The 25,658-nt window shown below is 51.8% G+C and carries 22 protein-coding genes; 8 read left to right on the plus strand and 14 right to left on the minus strand.

What is annotated here, in order from left to right; all coding sequences use genetic code 11:
- Positions 1 to 66: 66 nt before the first annotated feature.
- Together ACE5KN_RS26710 and ACE5KN_RS26715 are read right to left on the minus strand one after the other, a co-directional pair.
- Positions 67 to 309, minus strand: a complete 243-nt coding sequence (locus ACE5KN_RS26710; protein ID WP_375527646.1) for an HPr family phosphocarrier protein — start codon at positions 307 to 309, stop codon at positions 67 to 69.
- A gap of 118 nt (positions 310 to 427) precedes the next feature.
- Positions 428 to 643 (minus strand): hypothetical protein, encoded by a 216-nt coding sequence (locus ACE5KN_RS26715; protein ID WP_375527647.1) that lies wholly within the window; start codon positions 641 to 643, stop codon positions 428 to 430.
- Positions 644 to 916: 273 nt separating this feature from the next.
- On the opposite strand from ACE5KN_RS26715, the gene ACE5KN_RS26720 reads away from it, so the two are divergent.
- Positions 917 to 1,180 (plus strand): hypothetical protein, encoded by a 264-nt coding sequence (locus ACE5KN_RS26720; protein WP_375527648.1) that lies wholly within the window; start codon positions 917 to 919, stop codon positions 1,178 to 1,180.
- Between the two features lie 619 nt (positions 1,181 to 1,799).
- On the opposite strand, the gene ACE5KN_RS26725 is transcribed toward ACE5KN_RS26720, so the two are convergent.
- From ACE5KN_RS26725 to ACE5KN_RS26780, 12 genes are all read right to left on the minus strand, one after another.
- The gene (locus tag ACE5KN_RS26725; protein WP_375527649.1) at positions 1,800 to 2,636 is read right to left on the minus strand and encodes a carbohydrate ABC transporter permease; all 837 of its coding nucleotides are present in this window, start codon (positions 2,634 to 2,636) and stop codon (positions 1,800 to 1,802) included.
- Between the two features lie 24 nt (positions 2,637 to 2,660).
- A complete protein-coding gene (locus tag ACE5KN_RS26730) occupies positions 2,661 to 3,536 on the minus strand; it encodes a carbohydrate ABC transporter permease (RefSeq protein WP_375527650.1) in 876 nt (291 codons plus the stop codon).
- 90 nt (positions 3,537 to 3,626) lie between these two features.
- The gene (locus tag ACE5KN_RS26735) at positions 3,627 to 4,907 is read right to left on the minus strand and encodes an ABC transporter substrate-binding protein (protein WP_375527666.1); all 1,281 of its coding nucleotides are present in this window, start codon (positions 4,905 to 4,907) and stop codon (positions 3,627 to 3,629) included.
- A 13-nt stretch (positions 4,908 to 4,920) separates the two neighbouring features.
- Positions 4,921 to 6,411 (minus strand): DUF5605 domain-containing protein, encoded by a 1,491-nt coding sequence (locus ACE5KN_RS26740; RefSeq protein WP_375527667.1) that lies wholly within the window; start codon positions 6,409 to 6,411, stop codon positions 4,921 to 4,923.
- 453 nt (positions 6,412 to 6,864) lie between these two features.
- A complete protein-coding gene (locus ACE5KN_RS26745) occupies positions 6,865 to 8,043 on the minus strand; it encodes a response regulator transcription factor (protein ID WP_375527651.1) in 1,179 nt (392 codons plus the stop codon).
- On the minus strand, positions 8,021 to 9,853 hold the full coding sequence (locus tag ACE5KN_RS26750) for a cache domain-containing sensor histidine kinase (RefSeq protein WP_375527652.1): 1,833 nt from the start codon (positions 9,851 to 9,853) through the stop codon (positions 8,021 to 8,023). The genes ACE5KN_RS26745 and ACE5KN_RS26750 overlap by 23 nt, the downstream gene beginning before the upstream one ends.
- A gap of 60 nt (positions 9,854 to 9,913) precedes the next feature.
- Positions 9,914 to 10,981, minus strand: a complete 1,068-nt coding sequence (locus ACE5KN_RS26755; RefSeq protein WP_375527653.1) for a LacI family DNA-binding transcriptional regulator — start codon at positions 10,979 to 10,981, stop codon at positions 9,914 to 9,916.
- 311 nt (positions 10,982 to 11,292) lie between these two features.
- Positions 11,293 to 12,573, minus strand: coding sequence for a glycoside hydrolase family 140 protein (locus tag ACE5KN_RS26760; RefSeq protein ID WP_375527654.1), 1,281 nt, complete (start codon positions 12,571 to 12,573; stop codon positions 11,293 to 11,295).
- A 64-nt stretch (positions 12,574 to 12,637) separates the two neighbouring features.
- A complete protein-coding gene (locus tag ACE5KN_RS26765) occupies positions 12,638 to 13,942 on the minus strand; it encodes a PTS sugar transporter subunit IIC (protein ID WP_375527655.1) in 1,305 nt (434 codons plus the stop codon).
- Between the two features lie 77 nt (positions 13,943 to 14,019).
- Entirely contained in the window at positions 14,020 to 14,319 is a 300-nt protein-coding gene (locus ACE5KN_RS26770) for a PTS sugar transporter subunit IIB (RefSeq protein WP_375527656.1), read from the minus strand.
- Positions 14,319 to 14,675, minus strand: coding sequence for a PTS sugar transporter subunit IIA (locus tag ACE5KN_RS26775; protein WP_375527657.1), 357 nt, complete (start codon positions 14,673 to 14,675; stop codon positions 14,319 to 14,321). Before ACE5KN_RS26775 ends, ACE5KN_RS26770 begins: the two co-directional genes overlap by 1 nt.
- Before the next feature lie 99 nt (positions 14,676 to 14,774).
- Positions 14,775 to 16,724 carry a BglG family transcription antiterminator gene (locus ACE5KN_RS26780; protein WP_375527658.1) on the minus strand — a complete coding sequence of 650 codons (1,950 nt, stop codon included), beginning with the start codon at positions 16,722 to 16,724 and terminating at the stop codon, positions 14,775 to 14,777.
- 328 nt (positions 16,725 to 17,052) lie between these two features.
- Between ACE5KN_RS26780 and ACE5KN_RS26785 the strand changes: the two genes are divergently transcribed.
- The 7 genes from ACE5KN_RS26785 (at position 17,053) to rbsB (ending at position 25,578) form a co-directional block, all read left to right on the plus strand.
- Positions 17,053 to 18,516, plus strand: a complete 1,464-nt coding sequence (locus ACE5KN_RS26785) for an L-fucose/L-arabinose isomerase family protein (protein WP_375527659.1) — start codon at positions 17,053 to 17,055, stop codon at positions 18,514 to 18,516.
- A gap of 56 nt (positions 18,517 to 18,572) precedes the next feature.
- Positions 18,573 to 19,424 carry a transketolase gene (locus tag ACE5KN_RS26790; RefSeq protein ID WP_375527660.1) on the plus strand — a complete coding sequence of 284 codons (852 nt, stop codon included), beginning with the start codon at positions 18,573 to 18,575 and terminating at the stop codon, positions 19,422 to 19,424.
- Positions 19,421 to 20,356 (plus strand): transketolase family protein, encoded by a 936-nt coding sequence (locus tag ACE5KN_RS26795; protein ID WP_375527661.1) that lies wholly within the window; start codon positions 19,421 to 19,423, stop codon positions 20,354 to 20,356. Before ACE5KN_RS26790 ends, ACE5KN_RS26795 begins: the two co-directional genes overlap by 4 nt.
- 13 nt (positions 20,357 to 20,369) lie before the next feature.
- Positions 20,370 to 21,902 carry a glycerol kinase GlpK gene (gene glpK / locus ACE5KN_RS26800; protein WP_375527662.1) on the plus strand — a complete coding sequence of 511 codons (1,533 nt, stop codon included), beginning with the start codon at positions 20,370 to 20,372 and terminating at the stop codon, positions 21,900 to 21,902.
- Positions 21,903 to 22,180: 278 nt separating this feature from the next.
- The gene (locus ACE5KN_RS26805) at positions 22,181 to 23,662 is read left to right on the plus strand and encodes a sugar ABC transporter ATP-binding protein (protein ID WP_375528772.1); all 1,482 of its coding nucleotides are present in this window, start codon (positions 22,181 to 22,183) and stop codon (positions 23,660 to 23,662) included.
- Positions 23,663 to 23,720: 58 nt separating this feature from the next.
- Entirely contained in the window at positions 23,721 to 24,638 is a 918-nt protein-coding gene (gene rbsC / locus ACE5KN_RS26810; RefSeq protein WP_375528787.1) for a ribose ABC transporter permease RbsC, read from the plus strand.
- Positions 24,639 to 24,648: 10 nt separating this feature from the next.
- The gene (gene rbsB, locus ACE5KN_RS26815) at positions 24,649 to 25,578 is read left to right on the plus strand and encodes a ribose ABC transporter substrate-binding protein RbsB (protein ID WP_375528773.1); all 930 of its coding nucleotides are present in this window, start codon (positions 24,649 to 24,651) and stop codon (positions 25,576 to 25,578) included.
- Positions 25,579 to 25,658: the final 80 nt, after the last annotated feature.

The raw sequence follows: 25,658 nt of genomic DNA on the forward strand, positions 1-25,658 counted from the left end.
CGCAAATCTGATGGTACCGCAAATCAAAAGCGGTGCTGGACTGCACCGCCGCTTCAAACAGCTCATTTAATCTTGATTTTCAAAATGAATGAATTCCTCAAGCTCCTTGAAAAGCTTCTTGGGGTTCACATTGTCCGGCACGACCAGCGTCAGAGGCTCATCCAGCTTAAGGACATACATACCCAGGATTGATTTGGCGTCGGCCATGCCGCTCTTGCTGTGAATCCAGATGTCATACGTATAATTGGATACAATCTTGTTGATCTTCTCGATGTCATTTACATCTTTGACCCTGATTGGTGTCATCATGAGCACCGCACCCCTTTTCTGTTGTAGCCAGCCGGCGTTACCGGAGCAGCTTTGAACCTATCCCTATCATACCTTTACCCGGATGCGGGGGCAATGCTCATTTCTGCCGTATTTTCCCTTACATTTTTCGAGTTCTTGTTCTGCTGCTCTTCCCTTGCTTCTGTTCCTGCTCCACATGCTTCAGGACCCGCGTTAATTGCTTGACCGAAGCATCCAGCCGGTCCAATCGGCCGCCAATGGTCAGCAGTACATATCTCAACAGGATCAGGCATAAAGCAGCAGGAAAACCGACCTCCGTAAAAAACTTAGCCACAGCTTCGATATTCCAGTTCATTCACTTCTGCCTCCTTATTTGTTGTATCTTTATAGGAACTAGTGTTCCCATTATGGAAATATATATACCGGATTTCTATAGGCTGTTGGCTATACCGGTTAACTTCTGGCTACTTCGGAAGGTTGTCGGCTATATCAGTTGGCTTCGGTTTTATCGGTGGTTATCCGACGGTGGCAGGTGAGCGATCAGGAAAAATACGGTATGATGGAAGGAATGCTAATAACAAGGGCTCTGACAGAAATCATCAATGGACAATAAAGGGGTTATTCGATCTTGAAAAAGTTCGTATTTGGCTGTCTTGTTGCCTTTTCGGGTGTGCTGCTGCTCTGTATTAAGTATCTGCTGATCGGCATGCTTGCCATTGCTACCAGAAGCAGCTATGAATTCATTGAACTGCATACCGGCTGGTCGATTTGGCCTTACACACTAATCGTCATCGGTCTGCTGTTTATCGCGGCTGCCGGATGGAAGCATTTGAATGCCAGCTACCCGAAGGATCAGATTTTTGAGAAGGAGACGGATCAAGAATTGGACTAGAAAAACATGAGGAGCTGTGACATAAATGGGTTTCTAACAAAAGCAAACTGGCTCGAATTTAAATGGTAAATTTTCAACCACAAAACTATTCCAACGGATGCCTCTACTGGGTGCCACAAACGCTATTGGCTCCAAAAACGTTGATTTCAAATTATAGCGGTTGCCATGGCGCCTATTTCGCTTAACCAGGGCATTTTCGCCTAGATTAAGACAAATAACGTTGGTCACGTCCGTTAGAAATTGAAAAAGGTCTTTTTTCGTATAATAGCAGCTGCTACACCCGTTAGATTTCCGGCGGTCACAGGATCGGCTAGAAAACTGAGCTTTTGCGGAAATCTGAAAGGATCAGGGGTACGTACGGAGCAGCGGAGAGGACGAAGCAATTCCGGAAAAGCGGCAGCGCTCGCCTTTGGCCCGAAGGGTCAACAGCGATTGCAGGAATGCTTCGTTCGCGGAGCGTCTCACAACATACGAAAGAAGTGCCCCACCATGCGAAAGAAGTCCCCCCATGTATGCGAAAGAAGTGCCCCAAGTCATCAGACCTTTTGGGACACTTCCTTTCGGCTGTATAACAACATACTTTTTTGCCCTGATAAAGCAAACCGTGACACCTCAAACATCAGCCCTTAACCGATCCAGCCAGGCCGGAAACAAAATACTTCTGGAACAGCAGATAGACACACAATGTGGGAATAATGGAGATCAGAACGCCAGCGTTCAGCAGCGTGTAATCGGTTGAATGCTCGCCTTTAAAGGCAAGCAGCCCCGTTGTAATGGTCTTCATCGTATCCTTGGTGATAAAAATCTGCGCCAGCAAAAACTCGTTCCAGGTCGCCATAAAGTCAAAGATGATGAGCGTGGCGATGGCAGGCATGGACAAAGGCAATATAATTCTGAAAAATTTCCCCATATCCCCGCAGCCGTCAATCAAGGCGGATTCGTCGAGCTCCTTTGGAATGGTGCGGAAGAAGCCGCGCAGAATCAGAATGCCAAACGGAATGCCAAAGCCGACATAGACAAGAAAGATTCCGGGATACGTGCTGACCAGATGGGTTTTGTTCAGAAATATATTCAACGGCACCAGTGTAGCCTGCATCGGGATCATCATGCCAACCAGGAAAAAGGCGAACATCGAATTGCTCCATTTAAAATTCAGCCTGGTCAGGGCAAACGCCGCGAGCGCTTCGATCAGAATGCCCAGAGGTACTTTGACGAGACAGATGAACAGCGTATTTTTCATATACATGCTCATTTTGCCTTGGTCCCACGCCTTCAGAAAGTTATCCCACTGAAATTTTTCAGGTAGCGCATAGAACGGGCTCGTCATCAGATCCGCCCTCGATTTCAGCGCGGTGAAAGCGATAAACAGGACCGGGATCAAAAATATGGCCGCCAAAATAATCAGAAATACGTATCGTAATACGGTTACTGCCGGATGAACTCTCAACTCCTCCATGCTGCATCACTCTCTTTCTGCACGTTATACATGGGATTTCTTCGTTGTGTAATACACATAAGGAATGATGATGGTCATGGAAACCAATACAAGAATGAAGGCGATGGCCGAACCCATGCCGATATTTGCAAACTTGAACGTCTGAGCATACATCCATGACGAGAGCACCTGAGTGCTTTCGGCCGGGCCGCCGCCGGTCATGCCATAAATAATGTCATACACCTTCATGGAAGCGATCAGCGTTGTGGCGATCACAATGACAAACGTCTCGCGCAGCAGCGGCAGCGTAATATACAGAAATGACTGATACGGTTTCGCTCCATCGATCAAAGCCGCTTCATATGGGTCCTGCGGAATGCTCTGCAGCCCTGCCAGAAAAAGCACCATGGGCTGTCCGATGCCCTGCCACATGGCCGCAACGAATACCGCGTACAGCGCGATATCCGGCTCTGCCAGCCAGGCGTGCTGCCAGCTTTCCAGTCCCAGCAATGCCAGCATTTTATTCACAAATCCTTGTGTCGGGTTGTAGAGCCAGGTCCAGCCGGTGGCCACTACAATGCCTGACAATACATATGGGAAGTAGAATACGCCGCGGAAAAAGATCCGCCCCTTCAGCTTTTTGTTCAGCAGCAGCGCAAGCCCCAGGCCTGCACCCATGATCAGTGTCAGCGAACCGATCATCCAGAACAGATTGTTTTTCAGCGCTCTCAGGAATACGGTATCCTGCGTGAACAGTTCCGCATAGTTGCCCAGCCCTACAAACTCTTTATGAGGCGCAACTCCATTCCAGCTGAAGAAACTGAGAAATAAGGTATACACCGCCGGCACAAAAATAACCGTTAAGTAAATGATTAAAGCAGGCAGCAGGAACAGCCATGGCTTAAGCATTCTTGTTGTCACGCCATCTTCCCCCTTTCATACCAATCGCGGCAGCAGGAAGTTCCTGCTGCCGCCTTGCCCCATTCAGTCCAGGCGGTAAGGTCCTGATCATCATTTCTGTTTGCTTTTGTACGAAGACACGGCGTTCTCCATATTTTCAGCGGCCTGCTGCGGTGTCCACTCGTTCAGCGCCACTTTATCCTGCGCTTCGAACAGCTTCTGTACGACCTCCTGCGGAAGAGCCTGGTCAGTGATCAGGAAACCGCCATCCTTCGCGCTGTCAAGCAGCGGCTGAACATGTGGTGTCTTGTCGGAAACGGTGAAGCCCAGCGTGGCCGGTGAACCATAATCATCGATAAATTTATTGACTACTTCAACGCTGGTTAAATACTCGCCAAGCTTGAGAGCCGCTTCCTGCTTCGCAGGGTCGGACGCTCCGTTGAGCTGCAGCATTTCAACGAACACGGATGCGCGGGCCGGCGTTTGTTCTGTCGGGAATTTGAAGACATCAAATTGTGCCGGATCAAAGCCATTTTCGGTAATGTTGCCGTCAAACCAGGTTCCTTCGTTAATGATTGCCCCCGATTGTTGATAGAACAGCATCTCGGCTTCGCTTGGGTCCAATGAGGAGTACCCCATCGGGAAGTAACCCTTGTCCGTATATTCCTTAATCTTTTCAAATGTTTTTACGACTGCCGGATCGTTCCATGACGCCTCCAGATTGTTCAGCTTATCATGCAGTTCGGGCCCTGCAAAATGCTCAAGCAGCTGCTCGGTCAGGCGCATCGTATGCCAACCGCCTTTGCTGCCGAAGGCCAGCGGGGTAACCCCGTTATCTTTGAGCGTTTGCAGTTGGGACTCAAATTCGGCAAAGGTTGAAGGCGCTTGCAAATTCAGCTTTTGATACAGCTCCTTCGGGTACCACATGCCCAACACATTCAAGTGTAGCGGAATGCCGGAAATTTTCCCGTCATACGTGGACATATCAATCGCCGTTTGATTGTATTTTTCCGACCATTTGTGGTCCTGCGCCACCTGAGTCAAATCCATGGTCATGCCATTTTCCGGGTAAAAGGAGCCCAGCGTGCCGCCCCACGTAAACCACATATCCGGCAGTGTCTTTGAGCTTGCAGCTACCTTGAGGTTTTCCTTGAACGGGTCTACCTCATATTGGGTAAGCTCCACATCAATATCCGGGTTGGCTTTTTCAAAATCTTCAACCGCCGACTGCAGCCATGCCCACCCCGTATTCAGCGTCCAGAAGGAAATGCTGACCTTGGCGCTGCCGGACGATGAGCCCTCCTGGCTTTTCTGCCCTGCATCCGAAGAACACCCCACCGCACTTGTCACAACAAGCAGAACACTAAACAGCAAAACAACCCACTTTTTCATCATGTATGCCCCCCTACGTTTGTTGGTTGATAGCTTGAATGCGCAGTGCCTGATAAGGCTTGCCCGGCAAGTCCACGCGGCAGTTTCCTTCATAGGTCCCGGGCAGCGAAGTCATCGTCATGTTCCATGTATCGATCAGTTCAATGGTAAACGTGATGCCCTCCGGCAGCGACAGCATCCGGAATCCCGGGCGGCTTGAGCCGAAATAAGCGAGATAATATTCGCCATCCACTCCGCCCGCAGCTATATCCCAGTGAAAATCCGTCTTCAGACGGTCGAGCTGTGGCCCTTCTTCAATAATTTGGCGTAGAAACTGAATTCTGGACGGGCTCTCCCCGTGCAGGGTTCCTCCGTGTGACCACCAGATGATATTGTCTTCATGGAGAAAAGTTTCCCCATGCGTCACATAACCACCATTCAGCATGCCCTGCCAGAAGCATTCCACCATCCGTTCTGCCGTGATGTTGCCCCATCCGTGATTCAGATTGCCCTCATAGCGGCATTCATCCACAACAATGGGCTTTCGGTAGGTCTCCTGCCATTCCTCAACAAAATGAAGATCATGATGCTGGATGCTCGCATGTGTAACCCAAGGCTTGCCATGGTCATACCAATGCAGGTTGCTGCGGTAATGGATGCCCGGATGGTGCCAGTTGTGAATGGAGCGGAGATGACCATAAGGATCGCGCTCTTGAATGATTCTGAAGAACCGGTCCCAGTCCCGCATCGTTTTGGCCTTCATCAGATCGAACTCATTGGCCAGCGACCACCAGATATTGCGATACGCCGAGAGACGGGCAATGGTATAACGCAGATAAAAATCGTCCGTCTCAGGGCTCATCTCCGCAAATCCCCACCGGTCATAAGGATGGAAAAGGATGAGGTCGGCCTCGATGCCAAGCTGCTGCAGATCTTCAATCCGGCGTTCAAGGTGCTGCCAATAGGCGGGATCAAATGCCGTGAAGTCCCAGCCCTCTTCAAGAGAGCCTGCAAACGGGTACAATGCCGGTTCGTTCAAATTGTAATCATAGTGCTTCGGAAAAACACACATCCGGATTTTATTAAAAGAACCCGCTTCGGCCAGGCTGCGCAGGGTAAGCTCCTGCAGCTCTTCCTCCTGGTGATTCCATACATAACTCGTCGTTCCGAAGGGAAAGAAGGGTTTGCCGTCGGCATAAGCAAAATGGACTTCACGATCTACTCCAACAGGTCCGTGATTTCCCGGGGAAGGCTCAACACATGTGAACATGCCCTGAACCAGATTTAACTTAGGAACATTACTGACCGTCTCATAAGACCATTTCCCCAAGGTATCCGGCATAAAGCGAACACGGTAACAGCCTTGTCCGTCATAAAATCCGTCTGCCTCAACAATCCGGTGTCCCTGACGGAAGCGCGCTGCAAACGACACATCCGTAAAAGGGTTACCGTCCTGCGGGCCGGGAAGGGAAAGCTCAAATTTCCCCCAGCGTTCAATTTCCGGCGCTTTCTCTAGTTCCTGCATCACTCTTGATCGCCCCTTTCTTTACTGTTCATTGAAGCTCCTGCACCATTATTCTAATGATTAAGGCTTGGGGAAAGTAGCGGGCGAATCGGCTTTTTCATACGCGATTTTGACGTGAATGCAGATGCAGCAGACGCTTCCGGTCCCGGCAATAGATCATTTTTGCAAAATCATACGTTTTTTTGACTTGTGCTTGGTATGCTTATAATGCGAGTTCAAAAAGTCAGGTTTTCAGCACCGAAGCTTATGCTTCCGAAGTGCGTTTTTTCAAAACGCTTGAGTTGGATGAAGCTAGGGACTGAGGAGCGTACTTTAGGTACGTGAGCACCTGAAATGTTTCCGCAGGAAACATGCTTCGGAAGCATCCGCTTAGTCCCGGCTGAATTCAAGATTCGATGTCGAGTCTGCCTCCTGATTTACTTCGTGATCAAAAGATGACTTTTTGAACAACCTCTATTGATTGCGGTATTCAAGAGGAGTTAGCCCCGTACGGTCCTTGAACAGCTTGCTGAAGTAGTAGGGGTTGCTATACCCGAGATCAGCCGCGATCTCGTACACCTTGCGGCCCGTTTCGCGCAGCATTTTCTGGGCAATTTCCATTTTGTTGCGTATTACGTAATCGCTGAAATTTTCACCGATTTCCTTAAGAAAAATTCTGCTCAGGTACCCCGGACTCACGTGGATGGATTCCCCGACCTTGGCCAGCGTAACATCCTCCAGCAAATGCCGGTCCACATATTCCTTGGCTCTGCGCACAATAAAGCTGTCGCTCTGTTCGTTGCGGGGAAAACGCAAAAGCGCGGACATGTAGGCGTCAGGCAGGCTGGTAATATCCCTGCAGGCAGAAGGACCGCAAGCAAAGATCAGCCGCACGTTCAACAGCTCAAGCACCTTCTGGCGCATGCCATTCAGATAACTTGACATATCGCCATTCCCGGTATGGGGACGGACAGGCGCAATCCAAATAATTTCACGAAAGTTTCTGTGAAAGACCAGGCCTCCCCAGTCCTTGGCCGCCAGCTTGCTCACGAGGTGCAAAATAGAAAGAAAGCGCAGCTGCTCCGCATCTTCATTCTCCTGAACCGCGTCGCATCTTTTGCGGATAATGGCCAGTTCATAACCTTCCTTGTAGGATTCGTCCGCCAGCTCGGGCAGAAGCTGAAGCGGCTCCGCCGGAAATGTAAAAGGATCCAGCAGCGATAAACAGAGCCCGTTTTTTTCCTCTTCCGTACGCTGTGGCGGTTCATGTGAGGTCAATTTCAGGCGGGAGATGACCTTCTGCATCGTGTTCGCAATTTCGTCTTCATCCATGGTCGGTTTGTGCAGATAATCGGCTGCTCCCAGCCGGAGGGCTTCCCTTACATAAGAAAAAGTATCATAGCTGCTCAGAAAAATAATTTGGACCTCCGGCTTCCTGTGCCTGATTTTTTGCGCCAGCTCAATCCCGTCCATACCGGGCATGCGGATGTCAGTCATGACAAAGTGAATGCTCTCTTGCTCCACAATCCGCAGTGCTTCTTCCCCGTCAGCCGCCTCGGCCTTCCAGCAGATCCCGAGACCTTCCCAATCCAGCATGTAACGCAGTCCCATTCTCACAATGGACTCATCATCAACGACCAACAGATTCCACATCTCTGTCCCCCCTTGTCTCTGATGCTGCCGATTTCAGCGGTATGTTAACAATAGCTTTCGTGAGTCCCTCACTCCGCTCTAACGACAGTCCGTACGGCTCGCCAAACCTGAGCAGAATTCGCTCGTGCACATTGCGCAATCCGATATGATCAGTGCCCCCCTCTCCGGCTCTGTCCCTTTGCTCCCCGCTCTCTTCCCCCAGCGGAAGCTCTTTGCCGGCAAAACCAGTGCCGTCATCCGCAATTTCAACGACTAGCGTTCCGCTCTCCGGGTCCGGTCTTGCCGCAACGGAAATGTGCAGAGTTCTGTCCAGCCCTTTGGCTCCATGAAAGATCGCGTTTTCCAGCAGCGGCTGCAGCAGCATGGGCGGAGTGGACACATGCAAGCATTCGTGCGGAATATCCCAATCCACCGTAAAAACACCGGTATATCTCAAATCCATCAAAGCGGCATAATCCTTCAGCAGCCGAATCTCCTCATCCAGCGTCACCAGTTCGCTGTCCAGCTTCATATTCGCCTGCAGCAGCCTGGCTAACGCTTGCAGCAATTTGGCAATATGAGGCGATTGCTGAAGTATGGCGAGCATGCGAATGGAATTCAGCGTGTTATATAGAAAATGGGGCTGTATTCGTGCCCGCAATGCGTAGAGCTCGGCGTTGCGCTTCTGGCGTTCCTTCTCCTCGATGGACTGCACCAGCTTGTCGAGACGGCTGACCATCCTGTGATAGCTGCTTTCCAGGCGCCGCATTTCGTTGTCTTCGCCAACGGGGGCGGGAGCTTTGAAGTTGCCCTGCTCAACCTGACGCATAGAGCGGATCAAGCGGTTGATCGGCCTTGACAGCTTTCTGGCCAGCAGCCAGGAAATCGCGGCTGAACAAATCACCGCCACCGCCGCCACCAGGAAAGTAAAATAGCTGATGGAGCGGCTGCCAGCCAGCAGCTCCTCACGATTGACTCCCAGGTACACCTTCCACTTTAAGTAACCGCTTTCAAGAAAAACGCCGCTGTAGCCCTCCTGCCCCTGAGCGGCAGACGCAGGCACCTCCCAGCTGCCCTGCTGCTCTCCCGCACCGATGGGCAGCTGTCTGGCCGCAAGGGCGGGATCGGATGCATAAATGACATCCCGGTTCTGATCAAGGACAGTCACCTTGACCGTTGGAAGCTCCAGCGTCTCTACAAATTTGGGGATAAAATCGGGACTGATGAAGATGGCCATAACAGCCAGCGGTTGATAGTCCTCGTCCATCAGCAGCCGGGAGCCGATCAGGGCGGGGAAGGTCCCGTCTTTAAACTGCCTGATCTCCCGCACTCCCGTAATGGCAAAACCGCCCCGGTCTGCAAGCGTTTGTCGGTACCAATCTTCATCCGTCACCTTTTCCCTGGGATTAATGACCGTGTTCCCGCTGATTCGGTAGCCGTTGACGGTTCCGTTCATGCCATAGATCATCAGCCCCTTGATCGAGGAGTTGATGGAAGGGTAAGCTCCCATGAGCCGGGCCATCGTTCTCTGCGCCTGGATTTCCGCCGTTCCCCACTGCTCCTTGGCCAAATAAGGTTTATTTAAAAAGCTGAAAATGTCAGGCAGATAATACGGGATCATCGTAAACCGGTCAAAATCCCTGATCTGGCGTTCAATGGATGTGTTGAGCTGGGCCAGTATGACGTTCAGATCCTGCTCGTTTCTGGCCTGCAGCATCATGGAGGATTTACGGTAGGCCATCGTGCCAATCAGCAGCGCCGGAATGCTGCTCAATAGAATGAACACGACAAAGAGCTTGGTCTGAAACCGGATGTTGGACCATTTACGCATTTCCTCACCCCTTGAAGTCTTAGATGCCTTAAAAGTCTTAAGCTTGCCGGTTCGTACAAATCACTTATTGTCTGCCGCCTGCATCGCCAAAGCGGGAGCGGAGCAGGAATTACGTTCCACAAAACGTGTGTCGACGGAGAATTTGGCTTTGACCTGCGCACCGTTTTCTATAAATTCAATCAGCTGATCCACCGCCAGCATGGCCATTCTTTCTTTTTCCACATGAATGGTCGTCAGCTCGGGCGTCACAATGACTGATTCGGATATATTATCGAAACCGATGACCGAGGTATCCTGCGGCACCCGAATCCCCAGCTCCGCCATCGTTTTCATGGCGCTGATGGCGATATAATCACATTCGCAGAACCAGGCCGTTGGCAGTGGGCGGCCGCTGTCAAGATAGGCGCCAAGCTGCTTTTTCAAACTTTCCTGGGAAGTCAGAATCGTCGGCGATACTGAAATCACATCCGCATCTGCAACGGAAATTCCCTGTTCCGCCAAGGCCTCCATAAATCCCCGTCTACGCTCCTCAAAATTATGAATACGGATATCCGAAGCCATGTAACCGATGGAGGTATGTCCGATATCGCAAAGATAGGAGCCGGCCTGATAGGCACCCATCACATTATTGATTTCAACGAATTGCACCGGCAGTGTGTCAAAGCAAGTATCAAGCACCAGAAGATTGGGCAGGCTGTCGTGAATAAATTTGATTTGCTCGCGCGTCAAATTGGTGCCAAGCACAATGACACCGTCGCTGCGCTTCTCTTCGGCAACGGTCTGGATTTCTTTATAGAAGGATTCCATGTCCACCGTTGAAAAAATAAGCACATACCCTCTTTGTCTGCATCTTTCTTCAATGAATTGTATCAGCTCCTTGAAAAAAGGCTGCTGGTAATATTTATCAAGCACGATGCCTGAGTTGGTGCAGACCAGGAAAAGTAATGATTTATCGTTTCTGGCCGTTGCATTGGCCGATGCCCTGCTCTTGGGAATATACCCTGCTTCCTGGGCAATTTGCAGAATGCGCTCCCGTGTATCTGCTGAAATTCCCGGTTTTCCGCTAAAGGCAAGAGAGACGGCTGACTTGGATACGTTAGCCATTCTAGCTATATCTTCCATTTTCATATGAAAATTCTCCATTCCTACAAAGTTAACCACAGTTAAGAGAAGTTTATACTGTCTGCCGTCAAGTTGCAATGTTTAGATCTCTTTTTTAGTGTTTTTTAGCTTATTTCACTAAAAAACATACTATAACCCCTTAATATTATGCCTGATTCACAACTCATGGGGTATGAAAGTATAAATGCAATATACTGTTTAGTTCGTTTTGCGGCTGTATGATGTTAAACAGGAGAAAAACCACCGCATATCCCAGCGATGGTTCGTACAGCAATTAAGCCGTGGAATCGAAGTATTTTGATGAAGGAAGCTATTTCCTATTTCCGGACTGCAACGAGCAGAACATCCCCTTCAAAAGGATGCATATCCATGACCGTCATGTTATCCTGCGTCGATACCAGGGCACTGGCAATACGTCTGTTTTCCAGATCGAAAATGGTCATTTCGTAATCCGTGAGATCCGCATTTAATTTTAACACCGTGTTCACGGGAACATATATGGCCGCTTTTTCGTATCCCGGGGTCGCGGCTGCGCGAATCTCCCTGGTATGATTCATAACGATATCCCATGGTTGCAGACCGGTCAGATCATATGTTTCAAACAGCCATTTGGCAAAGCCGTAATCCCAGGCTCCCTCGAACTTTAAGGCCGTGGCCCAGTCGTAAGGAGCGTCGAAGCCTTCCCCCGTCACCCCGAAGCTCTTCCCTTTCTTATGCCAGCTCCATATTCCGTGCGCCCCGTAAGTAATCCCTGCGGCCGCGCCTGATAACAGACTCTGCCAGGCCGCTTTGCGGACATCAGAACGGGTATACCGTCCATACACTCTGCGGCTGTACCCCATCATCTCGTAACACGGCTCCGCGTTCAGCACCGGCCGGGTCACGGGTTTGTTATAAAAATCCAGTGCCATATCATAGGCCATATGCTGAAATTCGGAATTATGGCCGGACTGGTACATATAGAAATCCAAATCCGGATGATGGATAAAAGCTTCAGGCAGCTCGACCAGCCGCCCCTGGATATGCAGTGTAGTGAGGCACTCCGGGCTGATCTCCTTCACAATACTGAGCGCGGTCCGATAATACTCATTTGCCCGTTCGGAAGGAAAATCCGTATCTCCGCTGATGACATAAATCGGATGAAATTTGGAAAAGATGCCGGCAGCATACCGCACATACGGCTCCACCGCGTCAAGCGGCATTTTCTTCTCCTCACGCAGCCGTCCGGCCCAGGTGTCGGGAATATAATTGCACCAAAGCAGCACCAGAGCAGGCACGAAGCCTCGCTCCACCGCCATTTGCACCATCTTCTCCGCTCTGGCGAAATAAGCCTCGTTCAGGGCTTGAAAGTCGAAGCTGCCATCCGGGTTGACTGCAAACGGTTTGATATCGAGATCGCTGCCGCTTGCATCCCACTGCTGCAGTAAATTGATCTGCAGGACATTGAACCCCTGGCTTCTGCGGTAATCCAAATAATAGGCCCACTCTTCAAGCGTGATGTTCGTAAACGCGCTCCAGACCGTATCCGCCAAATAGAAAAAAGGTTTTCCCTCATGGACGAAATATCGCTTGTTATCCGATATCTTCAGTTTAATCATCTGTTAGCGCCTCCTAAAGAAAAACGGCAGGCTGCTCCCGCCGTTTTCCGCTTATTTACTCGTTTTACGAAGTAACCACACTTCCCTCTGTATCCGTCCCGCCTCCATGCCGGGCTTCTTCCTCCGCTTCACGTTCCTTGACAAGCGCCTGTCTGTCAAGCGCTCTGAAGAACGGATAATAGATCAGCATGCATACGGGGATCAGCAGCAGCTGCGCAAAGGCAAGCCGCCAGCTGCCTTCAATGATGCCCAATGCAAAGATCGGTGTGCCAAATGGCGGGTAAATCCCGATGGGCGCAGGCAGAAGTCCGACGGTCGTTGCGAAATAACCGATTATGCAGCAGACGACCGGGGCAAGGATAAACGGAACCGCCAGAATGGGATTCATGACCACCGGGATTCCGAAAATCATGGGCTCATGAATGGAGAAAAACGTTCCCGGAAGACCCAGCTTGCCAATCGTGCGAAGCTGCTTGCTCTTGGCCAGGAAAGTCAGCAGCAGGGCGAAAGCAAGCATCGGAGCATAGTTGGCGAAGATCGACCAGAAGGCCAGACCAATGATGTTCGGAAGCGGGCTACCCGCTTCGAAAGCATTAAGATTGGCAAGGTCAAGGCTCATCCAGATCGGCTTCACGATGGCCAGGGTCACGATGGCTCCATGAATGCCGAACATCCAGAGCAGCTGCATGACGATCAATGCGATAATCAGCGCCCCGAGCGAGCCTCCCAAGCCTTCCAGCGGCACCTGCAGGTAGCTGTAAATCAGCTGATGGACCGTGACATAAGAGGTCTGCATAAATACCCCGGCAATGATCACAAACACGACAACAACCAGTACGGCGGGAATCAATCCCATGAATGTTTTAACAACCGTTGGGGGCACACCATCCGGCATTTTAATGGTCCAGTTGCGGTCGACCACCCAGATATACATTCTTGCCGCCAGAAGTCCGACGAACATGGCCACAAACAGCCCTTGCGCACCCAGCCATTGAAACGGAATCGCCCGGACCGTATCGAAGGTTTCGACAGGCGTCAGCACAAGAAATGATAACAAGGCGGTTGCGGCTGGAATCAGCGGGTCTTTATCAAACGATTGTGCCAGTCTGTAAGCGATGAAAAAGACGGCATAAAGCGAGATAATACCGGTTGTCATCGTGGACCCGAGACCGATAATGCTTTTAATGGGAGCAATCAGATTTTGATAGGGCTCCCAGGCAAGCGCAGAGAAGAGCGTCGAAAACGCGCCGATGATCAGGAAAGGCAGCGTGGACATCAAACCGTTGGAAATCGCACTCATATAACGGTTTTTCTGGATTTTCCCCGCAAACTTCTGCAAATTTTTAGTGATATTTTTCGTTTCAGCCATCACGGTCAACTCCTAATTCAGAGTTAGATAAAAACCAAATTTTAGATAGCGCTTCCATTTTTCCTCCTAAGCAGCCTTTACAGCTTTAAGGCATCGGACAGCACCTTTTCACCGTTCATCATGCCGTAATCGGATATATTGATCACGCTGACCTTGATTCCTTTCGGCTCATACTTTTGCCTGAATTCGTCTTCCAGATACCCTACCTGCGGTCCGATCAGCAGAATGTCGGTTTTGTCGGCATATTCGGGAAAATTGCTTTCCGACATCGCTCTGATTTCCGCATCAATGCTGTTTTGTTGAGCGGCCTTCTGCATTTTCTGCACAAGCATGCTCGTAGACATTCCCGCTGCACACACCAGTGTAATTCGTTTCATCATGATTCCTCCCCGATATTGACAGTCTGTTGGTCTTTGTGTTCGTATTGGCCGATTCTGCTGTAAAGCTCTATCATATGTGCCGCCAAATCCTTGATTGTAATGGCCGACATCAAATGATCCTGCGCGTGAACCATCAGAAGCGTCACCTTGTGCTCCAATCCTCCCGCCTCCTGTTGAATAAGACGGGTCTGCAGCTTATGCGCTTTCACAAGTTCGTTTTTGCTTTCCTCCAAACAAGCTGCAGCCTGCTCCCATTGTCCCTTTTGCGCATGGCCGATCGCTTCCATAGCTTTGCTTTTTGCGTAGCCCGAGTTGGTGATAAGGCCCATTATGATTTCCTGATATTCATCCATGCTGCCACCTCGTTTGTTTCGATTTACGGCTTCAGTGTACCGCATCCATGAGGATGTATATATTCATTCCTTTTCCGCTGCAAGCGGAAATGTGTTCTATCAATGAAGCTTGTGCCTGACCATAATCCGCGAAAATTCCCTGAAGGTTTCGCATTCCAGCAGCTGCCGGATCATATCCGGGCTGTCCGCGATTCTGATTAACTGATCATACATCTCTGCAGGTGAGTCGGCGCCATTTCTGCTGATGCTGAGCAGACAAACGAATTGCACCGGCTTTCCCGCCCAGTCGATGGGCTGCTCCAGCGTGCAAATCGCCCATACAGTACGGCTGCTCTGCGGAGTAATGGGATGCGGGATAGCAACAAGATTCCCGTATGAAGTCGGGGCGGCTTGCTCCCTTTCCAGCACCAGTCCCACAAAACCCGCAGCCGATTGGACCAGTCCCAAATCGTGAATTTTGGCGCCAAGAAAAGAAATGACCTCTTCACGGGAAGTGAAGCTTTGTTTTAAAAACACAAGCTCCTCCATCACATAACGGAGAGTGACGTCCCCTTCTTCCGTCAGCAGATTCCTGATCTTGTGCAGATCGCCGCCGCCGAGAAGTGTCTCAACGACCACAACGGGAACAGGCAGCGGGTCCTGGATCGGGATCGTGCTTACCAGAAAATCGATATTTTCCAGAGAAAGCTGCTTAAGCTTGTAATACTCGGTCGTACCGGCAATCTCCAGCTGTGAACCGAATTTGCTTCTCAGCTTGTAATAGAGGAGGCGGGCGCTCCCCACACCCGAGGTGCAAACCACCAGACAGCGTTTAGGCCGCTGCTTGCCGGGGGATCTCTCCATGGCTGCCCCGATGTGAATCGCCAAATATCCCATTTCAGCTTCGGGGATGCTCATGTTTATTTTGCGCTTAATCAGCTTGGCGGCAATGACTCCCGCCTGAAAAGCCAACGGATAATTGGCCTTCACCTGGTCCAGCAGCGGGTTGCGGATACTCATCCCGTATCTGACACGATTGAGGGCAGGCTTCAGATGCAGACAAATTCCCATGAACAGCTCCTGATCCCCTTTGATGCCCAACCCCAAATCTCTCTCCACTGCGTCAATAATCTCTTTCCCCAGCTCATATATATCCCGGTCAATAAGCTTCTCCGCATCCGCTTCTTCCTTGCCGACTGCGGAAATTTCGTTAAACCACCTGGTGCCTCCCAGATGCATGGCAATATAAGCAATCTCTGCTTCCGGAAAAGGAAGCTTGAGCTCTTTTTCAATAAGCATCACGATCCGCTGGGCAACCCCGTATTCCTCCATCCCGCGAAAATGCTGCAAATCATCCGAAAAACTGCATAACTGATTTCCTTCCCTGATGCGCCTGCAGGCGATGGCGATATGGGTAGCCAAATTGCTGAAGGCAATATCGGACAACACAACATTGAACTTTTGCGTCTGCTCCAGAATAATGCTCTGGATCACAGTCATTTCCTGCGGGGTAACGATGGACGCAAATTCGTTCTCCCGGCTGCCAGGCCCGTTTCCTGAACGGTTCACAATAAACTCGGACATGCAAAAACGAAGCCTCACTTCGCTCCCTTCCAGACGAACGCCGTAATTCGGACGTGCATCGATGCTTACCCCGTAAGCCTGCAGCGTTTTTTTGACCTCCCGGAAATCGTTCTGTACCGTAGACCTGCTGACATACAATTCATCCGCCAAATCTTCAAGCTTCAAATAACCGCCTGCCAGCAGCAGCCGTCTGATCAAATAAAGCTGGCGGTATTCCGGCAGACCCGGATCGTCAGGCTCGTGGTACGAAAAGAGCTGCTGCAGCAGTTCCTTGAATGCACGATCATCATGAATTTTCAATTCGTAACCTCTGGACCTTACAGGCTCAATCGCTGCTCCCCGTCCGGCCAGAAATTCGTCCAGCTCCCTGATATCATTGCGGACGGTCCGTGAAGTAACCTGTATTAGCTTAGCCAAATGCTCACTCTTGACGGGCGCATCCGCAGCAAGCAAATGCTGCAGAATTGAAATCATACGGGTATTCATGCTGACCACCTTCTGAACCCTTGGATTTTGGTTGTTTTACTTTATTTTAGAAAATCAGTTAGTTTCCCATCCCTTGTCATCGGTTATATGAAGTTTACATCGCGCTTTATTCCAATGCAATGTTTATAAAAATTAATAAATTAAATTTAGTTTATATTTAGTTAATTTCGTGAATTATGAGCTAAACTTGTTGTTGACACCGCTTTATATCGATGATACGATGGCGTCGTAAATAATAAACTAGTCATAAGTTTAGTTTAAATAACTAAACTAAACACCTCTTTTGTTTAGCCATTCTATTTTATCCATCCATGAGGAGACATGATTTATGAAAAAGTTGAAACTGGGTTATGCTCCGACACGCCGTTTTACGTTCAGCGCTGAAGATGCTTTCAAGTACAAGGTCGCCATCCGCCAGCAGATTGAAAGCTTTGGCATGGACATCGACATCGTCGATCTGGAAGGCCTCAACCAGGAAGGGCTGCTTTATGACGATCACATCAATGCAGACTTGATTGTAAAACGTTTTAAAGATGAAGAAGTGGACGCCGTCTTTTTCCCGCACTGCAACTTCGGAACAGAGGATACCGTGGCCCGGGTAGGCAAGGCGCTCGGCAAGCCTGTGCTGCTGTGGGGACCGCGTGACGAGGCACCGCTTGCGGACGGCATGCGCCTGCGCGACACGCAGTGCGGACTGTTTGCGACGGGCAAGGTGCTGCGCCGGTTCAATGTTCCTTTTACTTATGTGACGAACAGCCGGGTCGAGGATCCGGTGTTTGAACGAGGTTTTACCAATTTCATCGCAGCGGCCAACGTTGTGCGCCAATTTAAAAGCCTGCGCATTCTGCAGATTGGTCCCCGTCCCGCCTCTTTCTGGACGATGATCTGCAACGAAGGCGAACTGCTCGAAAGATTCGGAATCGAGATTCATCCGATCACACTTGTGGATATTCAGCTCAGATCCAAGAAGATCGCTTCCGGCAACAGTCCGGAGCTGCTCGAAACGATCGATTATATTAAAGAAAAGCTGGATTACAGCGAGGTTACGGAAGACGATGTGAGAAGAATTGCCGCATTGAAAGTGGCCATGAAGTCCTTTGCCCGCGAAACCGGAAGCACCGCCATCGCCATTCAATGCTGGTCCTCCTTGCAGGACGCCATGTCCATCATGCCTTGTCTTGCCAATGCGATTTTGACCGATGAGCAGATCCCAGTTACCTGCGAAACAGACATTCACGGCGCCATTACTTCCATCATGGTGCAGGCTGCGGCCATGAACGAAGCTCCGACCTTTTTCGCAGACATTACGGTGCGCCATCCTGAAAACGAAAATGGCGAGCTCCTCTTCCACTGCGGAAACTTTCCGGTCTCCCTGTCTGTCGAGCAAAAACCAAAGCTGCGCAAGCATTTCCTTTTTGATGACCATTCACCGGGAACACATGAAGGCCAAATCAAAGGCGGCGGCATGACGATTGCCCGTTTTGACGGCGACCACGGCGAATACTCCATGTTCCTTGGACGCGCAAAGGGAATCGAAGGCCCATATACCCGCGGCTCCTACGTGTGGGTTGAAGTCAATGACTGGCCACTTTGGGAAGAGAAGCTTGTCAAAGGTCCTTACGTTCACCATTCCGTAGGCATTCACGCCAACGTTATTCCTGCTCTTTATGAAGCCTGCAGCTATATTCCGGGGCTGACTCCCGACCCTGTCGATCCGACGGAACAGGAAATCCAGCGCTGGCTGAGGGGCTCTGACCTGACTGGCAAAAAAGCTGCTGAACGTTCCATCTAACTTATCCTGCCTGGCAATAGCAGTCAGACAGCCATACAAACTGCAAGGAGGACATTATGGATATTCAAGCATTGAAAATCAAAGCCGCCCAAATCCGCATGGATCTGCTGACCATCATTCACCGCGCCAAGACAGGACACACCGGCGGTTCGCTCAGCAACACGGATATTTTGACCGCCTTATACTATGAAGTCATGAATATTGACCCGTCCAACCCGAAATTGGCCGACCGCGACCGTTTTATCGCCAGCAAAGGCCATTCCGTGGAATCGCTGTGGTGCATTCTTGCCGATCTGGGTTTCTTCCCCAAAGAGGAGCTTGAGACTTACAGCCAGTTCGGAACCCGTCTGATCGGGCATCCGAACAACAAGGTTCCCGGCATCGAAATGAATACCGGCGCGCTCGGCCACGGCCTCCCCATTTCCGTAGGCATGGCCCTGGCGGCCAAACGCGACGGCCGCTCCTACCGCGTATTCTGCCTGATGGGTGACGGCGAGCAGGCGGAAGGCTCCAACTGGGAAGCGGCCATGGCCGCTTCCCACTACAAGCTGGATAATCTCGTCGGCATCATCGACCGCAACGGGCTGCAAATCAGCGGTTCAACGGAAGATGTCATGGGGCTGGAGCCGCTGGAGGACAAATGGGCCGCCTTTGGCTGGAACGTTATCTCCATTGACGGCAACGACATGGAGCAGCTGGTTCGCACGTTCCGCTCCGTGCCTGAAGTTGAGGGCAAACCAACGCTCATCGTAGCCAACACCGTCAAAGGCAAAGGAGTATCCTTCGCTGAAAATGTGCCAGCCTGGCATCACCATGTTCCCAATGATGAACAGCTGAAGCTTGCTTTGGCGGAATTAAGCGCAACCATAGAGCATTTAAGTCAAGAAGGGCAGGTGCACAGATCATGAATAAAATTCCGAACCGGCAGGTGATCTGCGAGACATTGCTTGAACTGGCCAAGGACGATCGCGACATCATGGTACTGGCCAGCGATTCGCGCGGCTCCGCCATGATGGCCCCTTTTGCCAGCACTTTCCCCGAGCAGTTCGTCGAGGTGGGAATTGCCGAGCAGAATATCGTAGGCATGTCGGCAGGACTGGCGCACAGCGGCAAAAAACCGTTTGTCACCTCTCCCGCCTGCTTTCTCAGCATGCGCAGTATTGAGCAGATCAAGGTGGATGTCGCCTACTCCGGAACAAATGTGAAGCTGATCGGCATCAGCGGTGGTGTCAGCTACGGAGCGCTGGGCATGTCCCATCATTCCGTGCAGGATATCGCCGTGGCCAGAGCAATTCCGGGCCTGGCAGTTATACTTCCCGCCGACCGTCATGAGACGAAGAAAATGACCGAAGCGCTGGTGAACTACAATGGAGGCGTGTATGTCCGGATTGGCCGCAACCCGGTGGAAGACGTGTACGAATCGGATGACTATCCGTTCGAAATCGGCAAAGCCGTCACCATGAAGGAAGGCACGGACCTGACCATCATTGCTGCCGGAGAGACGGTTCGAGTCGCCCTGGACGCCGCCGAAGCGCTGGCCTCGGAAGGGGTCTCCTGCCGTGTGCTCAACATGCATACGATTAAACCGCTGGATGAGGCTGCGATCATCGCCGCCGCGCGTGAAACCGGACATATCATTACTGTCGAGGAGCACAGCATATTCGGCGGTCTGGGCGCAGCCGTCGCTGAGGTTGTCGTGCAGAACCAGCCTGTGCCCATGAAGGTGCTGGGTATTCCGGACGAACCGGCCATTGCGGGCAATTCAGCCGAGGTATTCCAGCATTATGGAATCACCGGCGAGAATATCAAGCAGATCGCACTTGAGCTGATCAACAAGTAAAGGGCGGGTCGGAATGAAAGACAATGCAAAGTTTATATTGGCCATTGATCAGAGCACTTCCGGCACGAAAGCTCTGCTGGTCGATCACGACGGTGCGGTGCTGGCCCGCAGCTCCATGGAGCACCGCCAGTATTATCCTCGTCCCGGCTGGGTCGAGCACGATCCGCTTGAAATCTATGACAATGTCAAAAAAACGGCACAAGCGGTACTGGAGCAAGCCGGTGTTGAACCGGCTTCGCTGGCGGCGCTGACGATCACGAACCAGCGGGAAACGGCGCTGATCTGGGACCGTTCCACAGGGCTGCCGATTTATAACGCCATCGTATGGCAGTGCCAGCGAACGGCCGCAATATGCTCACGCTTGAAGGAGGAAGGGCATGAGCCGATGGTCCGGGCTAAGACTGGACTCATGCTCGACCCTTATTTCTCCGCCGCCAAGTTCAGGTGGATTCTTGATCATGCGGAAGGAGCGGCAGATCTGCTTGCCGAAGGAAGGCTGCTGGCAGGCACCATGGACAGCTGGCTTGTCTGGAAGCTCACGGGCGGCAAGACACACGCAACGGATTATACGAACGCCAGCCGTACTTCTCTCTTCAACATCCATGCGCTGTCATGGGATGAGGAGCTTGCCCGCCTGTTCGGCGTCCCCGCTTCCCTGCTGCCGCAGGTCAAATCCTCGGATGATATTTATGGATACACAGAGGATACAGACCTGTTCAAAGAGCAGGTGCCTGTCTCCGGAATCATCGGTGATTCACAGGGGGCCCTGTACGGACATCTCTGTTTTGAAACCGGAACAGCTAAAGCCACTTACGGCACGGGCACCTCAGTGCTGATGAATGTGGGACAGCAGCCGATTGACGGCGGCGAAGGACTTGTTACGGCCATCGCCTGGGGAGCGGGCGGTACCGTGACCTACGCACTGGAGGCCGTCATTCGCTCCACAGGCGACTCGCTCAAATGGACGCGCGACAATCTGGGGCTGTTCTCCACCTTTGAAGAAATGCAGCAGCTGGTCGATGCGACGCCGGATAATGAAGGCGTTTACCTGGTTCCCGCCTTTGTCGGCATGGGCGCTCCTTACTGGGACCCTTACGCGCGGGCAGCAATTACGGGCATGACCCGTGGAACCGGCAAAGGCCACATCATTCGTGCCGCCTTGGAAAGCACCGTCTACCAGGTGCGTGACGCGGTCGAATTCATGCAGGAGCAATCCGGTATCCCGCTCCGGGGTCTGCGCACGGACGGAGGCGCGTCTGCCAACTCATGGCTGATGCAGTTCCAGGCGGATATCCTCGGAACACCCGTGACCCGTTCCACCTGTGCCGAACTGTCAGCCATGGGTTCGGTCTACCTGGGGGGGCTTGGCACAGGCTTCTGGTCCGATCTGTCCAGACTCGCTTCCAATCTCACCATGTATGACTCCTACAGCCCCGCCATGGACCCAGCCCTGAGAGACCGCAACTATGGGGGCTGGCAGCGGGCCGTACGCTCCGTGGTACAGCCAGGCATCCAGCCGCCTCAATTCAGCTCGCCGCTGATCTGATCCCGAATCAGAGCGGCGAAGCTTTTCCTTAAAGAGGTAGTTCAAAAAGTCATCTTTTGATCACGAAGGAAGTCAGGAAGCGGACTCGACATCGAATCTTGAATTCAGCCGGGCCTTCCGGGGCTCACGTACCCCAAGTACGCTCCGCTCCTCAGTCCCTTGCTTCATCCAACTCAAGCGTTTTGAAAAAACGCACTTCGGAAGCATAGGCTTCGGTGCTGAAAACCTGACTTTTTGAACACGCACTTAAATGACCACTCAAATAAGGAGGAACATGCTTGAATATCAGGATGAAGGGGATTCACAAAGCCTTTGGAACGAACCGTGTGCTGTTGGGTGTGGACTTTGAGCTCCTTGAGGGAGAGGTTCATGCCCTCATGGGCGAAAACGGGGCGGGCAAATCCACATTGATGAACATTCTTACCGGTCTTCACAGCAAGGATGAAGGCATCATTTCCATTGACGGCAAAGAAGTGAATTTCTCCAGTCCCTCCGCAGCCGAGCAGTACGGCATTGCATTTATTCATCAGGAGCTGAATATCTGGCCGGACTTGAGCGTGCTGGAAAATCTGTTCCTGGGGAAAGAGATCACAACAGGCTGGGGATTTTTGAATAATCGCAATATGAAAGCGATTGCACAAGAGCAGATGCGCAGGCTTTCCCTTACTCTTCCGCTCGACCAGCCTGCCGGAGCCTGCTCTGTCGGCCAGCAGCAAATGATTGAAATCGCCAAAGCGCTGATGACTGACGCCAAGGTCATCATTATGGACGAACCGACGGCCGCCCTTACAGATCGGGAAATCCGCAAGCTGTTCGAGGTCATTGCCTCTCTTAAAAAAGCCGGCGTCTCCATCGTGTACATTTCCCACCGCATGGAAGAGATATTTGAAATCTGCGACCGGATCACCATTATGCGTGACGGTATCACCGTCGATACCCGGGAAGTTTCGCTTACTAATTTTGATGATGTTGTGAAAAAGATGGTCGGCCGCGAGCTGACCGACCGTTTTCCGCAGCGGCACACCACTCCCGGCGAAATTGTGTTCGAGGTCAAGGACGCTTCCAGAAGCGGAGTCTTTCACCGGGCCAGCTTCTCTGTACGGGCCGGTGAAATTCTGGGCATTTCCGGACTGATGGGCTCCGGGCGCACGGAAATGATGCGGGCCATTTACGGCCTTGACCCCCTGGATGAAGGAGAAATACGCCTGAACGGTAAGAAGGTTGCCATTAAGCATCCATATGAAGCGGTTAAGCTGGGCATCGGATTTATTACCGAGGACCGCAAGGATGAAGGGCTGGTGCTCGATTTTTCCGTGCGTGAAAATATGGTGCTGCCCAGCTTGTTCAGCTTTGAGGAAAGAGGCCTGATCAATGAGCGGAAGGAAAAGGAATACGTCGATCTGCTGATTTCGCGGCTGACTGTAAAAACGGAGTCCCCCGAGACACCGGTGCGCAATCTGTCCGGGGGCAATCAGCAGAAGGTGGTGATCGCCAAATGGGTGGGCATCGGCCCGAAGGTGCTGATTCTCGACGAGCCTACCCGGGGTGTGGACGTAGGCGCGAAGCGGGAAATCTATCAGCTCATGAACGAGCTTACCGGGAAGGGGGTCGCCATCATTATGGTTTCCTCCGAGCTGCCGGAGGTCATTGGCATGAGCGACCGGATTCTCGTCGTGCATGAAGGACGGATTGCCGGAGAAGTCACCGGCCATGAGGCAACCCAGGAAAAAATTATGACGTATGCCACGGGAGGTCAGTAATATGCAGGTATCTACAGGTGAAGTAAAAGTCGGCAGCCGCAAAAACCGCGTGGGCTCCATGCTGCAAAAGGCGGGTCCCCTTCTCGGTCTGCTTATTTTGATTATCGTTGTATCCGCTATAAATCCCGCATTTTTGGAACCGCTTAATATTTTGAATCTGCTGCGGCAGGTGGCCATTAATGCCTTGATCGCATTCGGCATGACCTTTGTGATTCTGACCGGAGGCATCGATCTGTCGGTGGGCTCCACACTTGCGCTGTCCAGCGCACTGATGGCTAGTTTGCTGGTATCCGGCTTCCATCCCCTGCTCGCCATTGTGGCTGGGTGTATTATCGGGGCCATACTCGGAGCCGTCAACGGGCTGATGGTCACCAAAGGGAAAATGGCTCCTTTTATTGCCACATTGGCCACCATGACCATTTTCCGCGGACTGACCATGGTCTTTACGGAAGGCAACCCGATCACGGGGCTCAGCGACAGTCTGATGTTCCAACTGTTCGGACGCGGTTACTTCATTGGAATTCCCGTGCCGGCCATCACGATGGCGATCACCTTTGCCCTGCTGTGGGTCGTGCTGCACAAAACCTCCTTCGGGCGCAAAACCTATGCCATCGGCGGAAATGAAAGGGCTTCCATCATATCGGGAATCAAGGTACACCGCGTCAAGATCATGGTGTATTCACTGGCAGGCCTGCTCGCCGGTCTGGCTGGCGCCATTCTGACCTCAAGACTCGATTCCGCCCAACCAACTGCCGGGACCTCTTATGAGCTTGATGCCATTGCGGCCGTTGTGCTTGGCGGCACCAGCCTTTCCGGGGGACGTGGCCGGATTGTCGGCACTCTGATCGGAGCGCTCATCATCGGCGCACTGAACAATGGCCTGAACCTGCTTGGCGTTTCTTCATTCTACCAGCTTGTCGTCAAAGGCATCGTGATTGTCATTGCCGTCCTGATGGACCGCAAAAAAGCCGCTTAAGGGGGATAACATGAGAAAATACGGTATTTTTCTGCTGCTCGTACTCAGCTTGTTCTTGCTTGCCGGATGCTCGCTTGAGCCTCCTTCCTGGGCGAAAGCGAAGGCTTCAGGCGATCTCAGCAATGTCAAAATCGGCTTGTCCATGTCCACGCTCAACAACCCGTTTTTCGTTTATCTCAAAGATATGGTTGTGAAGGAAGCCGACAGACAGGGGTTTGAGGTCATCGTGGTGGACGCGCAAAACGATCCGGCCAAGCAAAACAATGATGTGGAGGATCTGATTCAGCAAGGGGTCAATGCTCTGCTTATCAATCCTACAGATTCATCGGCCATCTCGGCAGCTGTACAAACGGCGAACGGCGTCGGCATCCCCGTCATTACCATTGACCGGGCGGCGGATAAAGGCGAGGTTGCCTCCCTCATCGCCTCCGATAATGTCGGCGGCGGTAAAATGGCCGCAGAATACATTGTGGATCAGCTTGGCGAAGGCGCGGTGGTTGCTGAGCTCGAAGGCATTCCGGGTACGTCCGCTGCGCGGGAACGCGGCCAGGGCTTCCACTCCGTTGCGGATACAAAATTGAAGGTCGTTGCCAAGCAGGCGGCGGATTTTGACCGGACGAAGGGCCTGAACGTGATGGAAAATTTACTGCAGGGCAATCCGGATATTCAAGCCGTTTTTGCCCAGAACGACGAGATGGCCCTCGGAGCCGTGGAAGCGATCGCGGCTACGGGCAGGGACATCCTCGTGGTCGGCTTTGACGGAAGCGCGGATGCGCTGCAAGCCGTCAAGGACGGCAAGCTGTCCGCCACCATCGCCCAGCAATTTGACCTGATCGGCCAAAAGGCTGTCCAAACCGCCGCCGAGATTCTGCAGGGCAAGAAGGTTGAAAGCAATATTCCGGTGCCCATCAAGCTCGTTACGAAGGATGACAGTCAGTAGTTGGCTGATCGTTGTGCCAGGAATGGCGCTCTCTTGCGATTATAGAAATAGTTCTGCCCGCTAAAAAAGAGACCTGTTCG

The sequence above is a fragment of the Paenibacillus terreus genome (assembly GCF_042138595.1).
GTDB classification, from domain to species: domain Bacteria; phylum Bacillota; class Bacilli; order Paenibacillales; family Paenibacillaceae; genus Paenibacillus; species Paenibacillus terreus.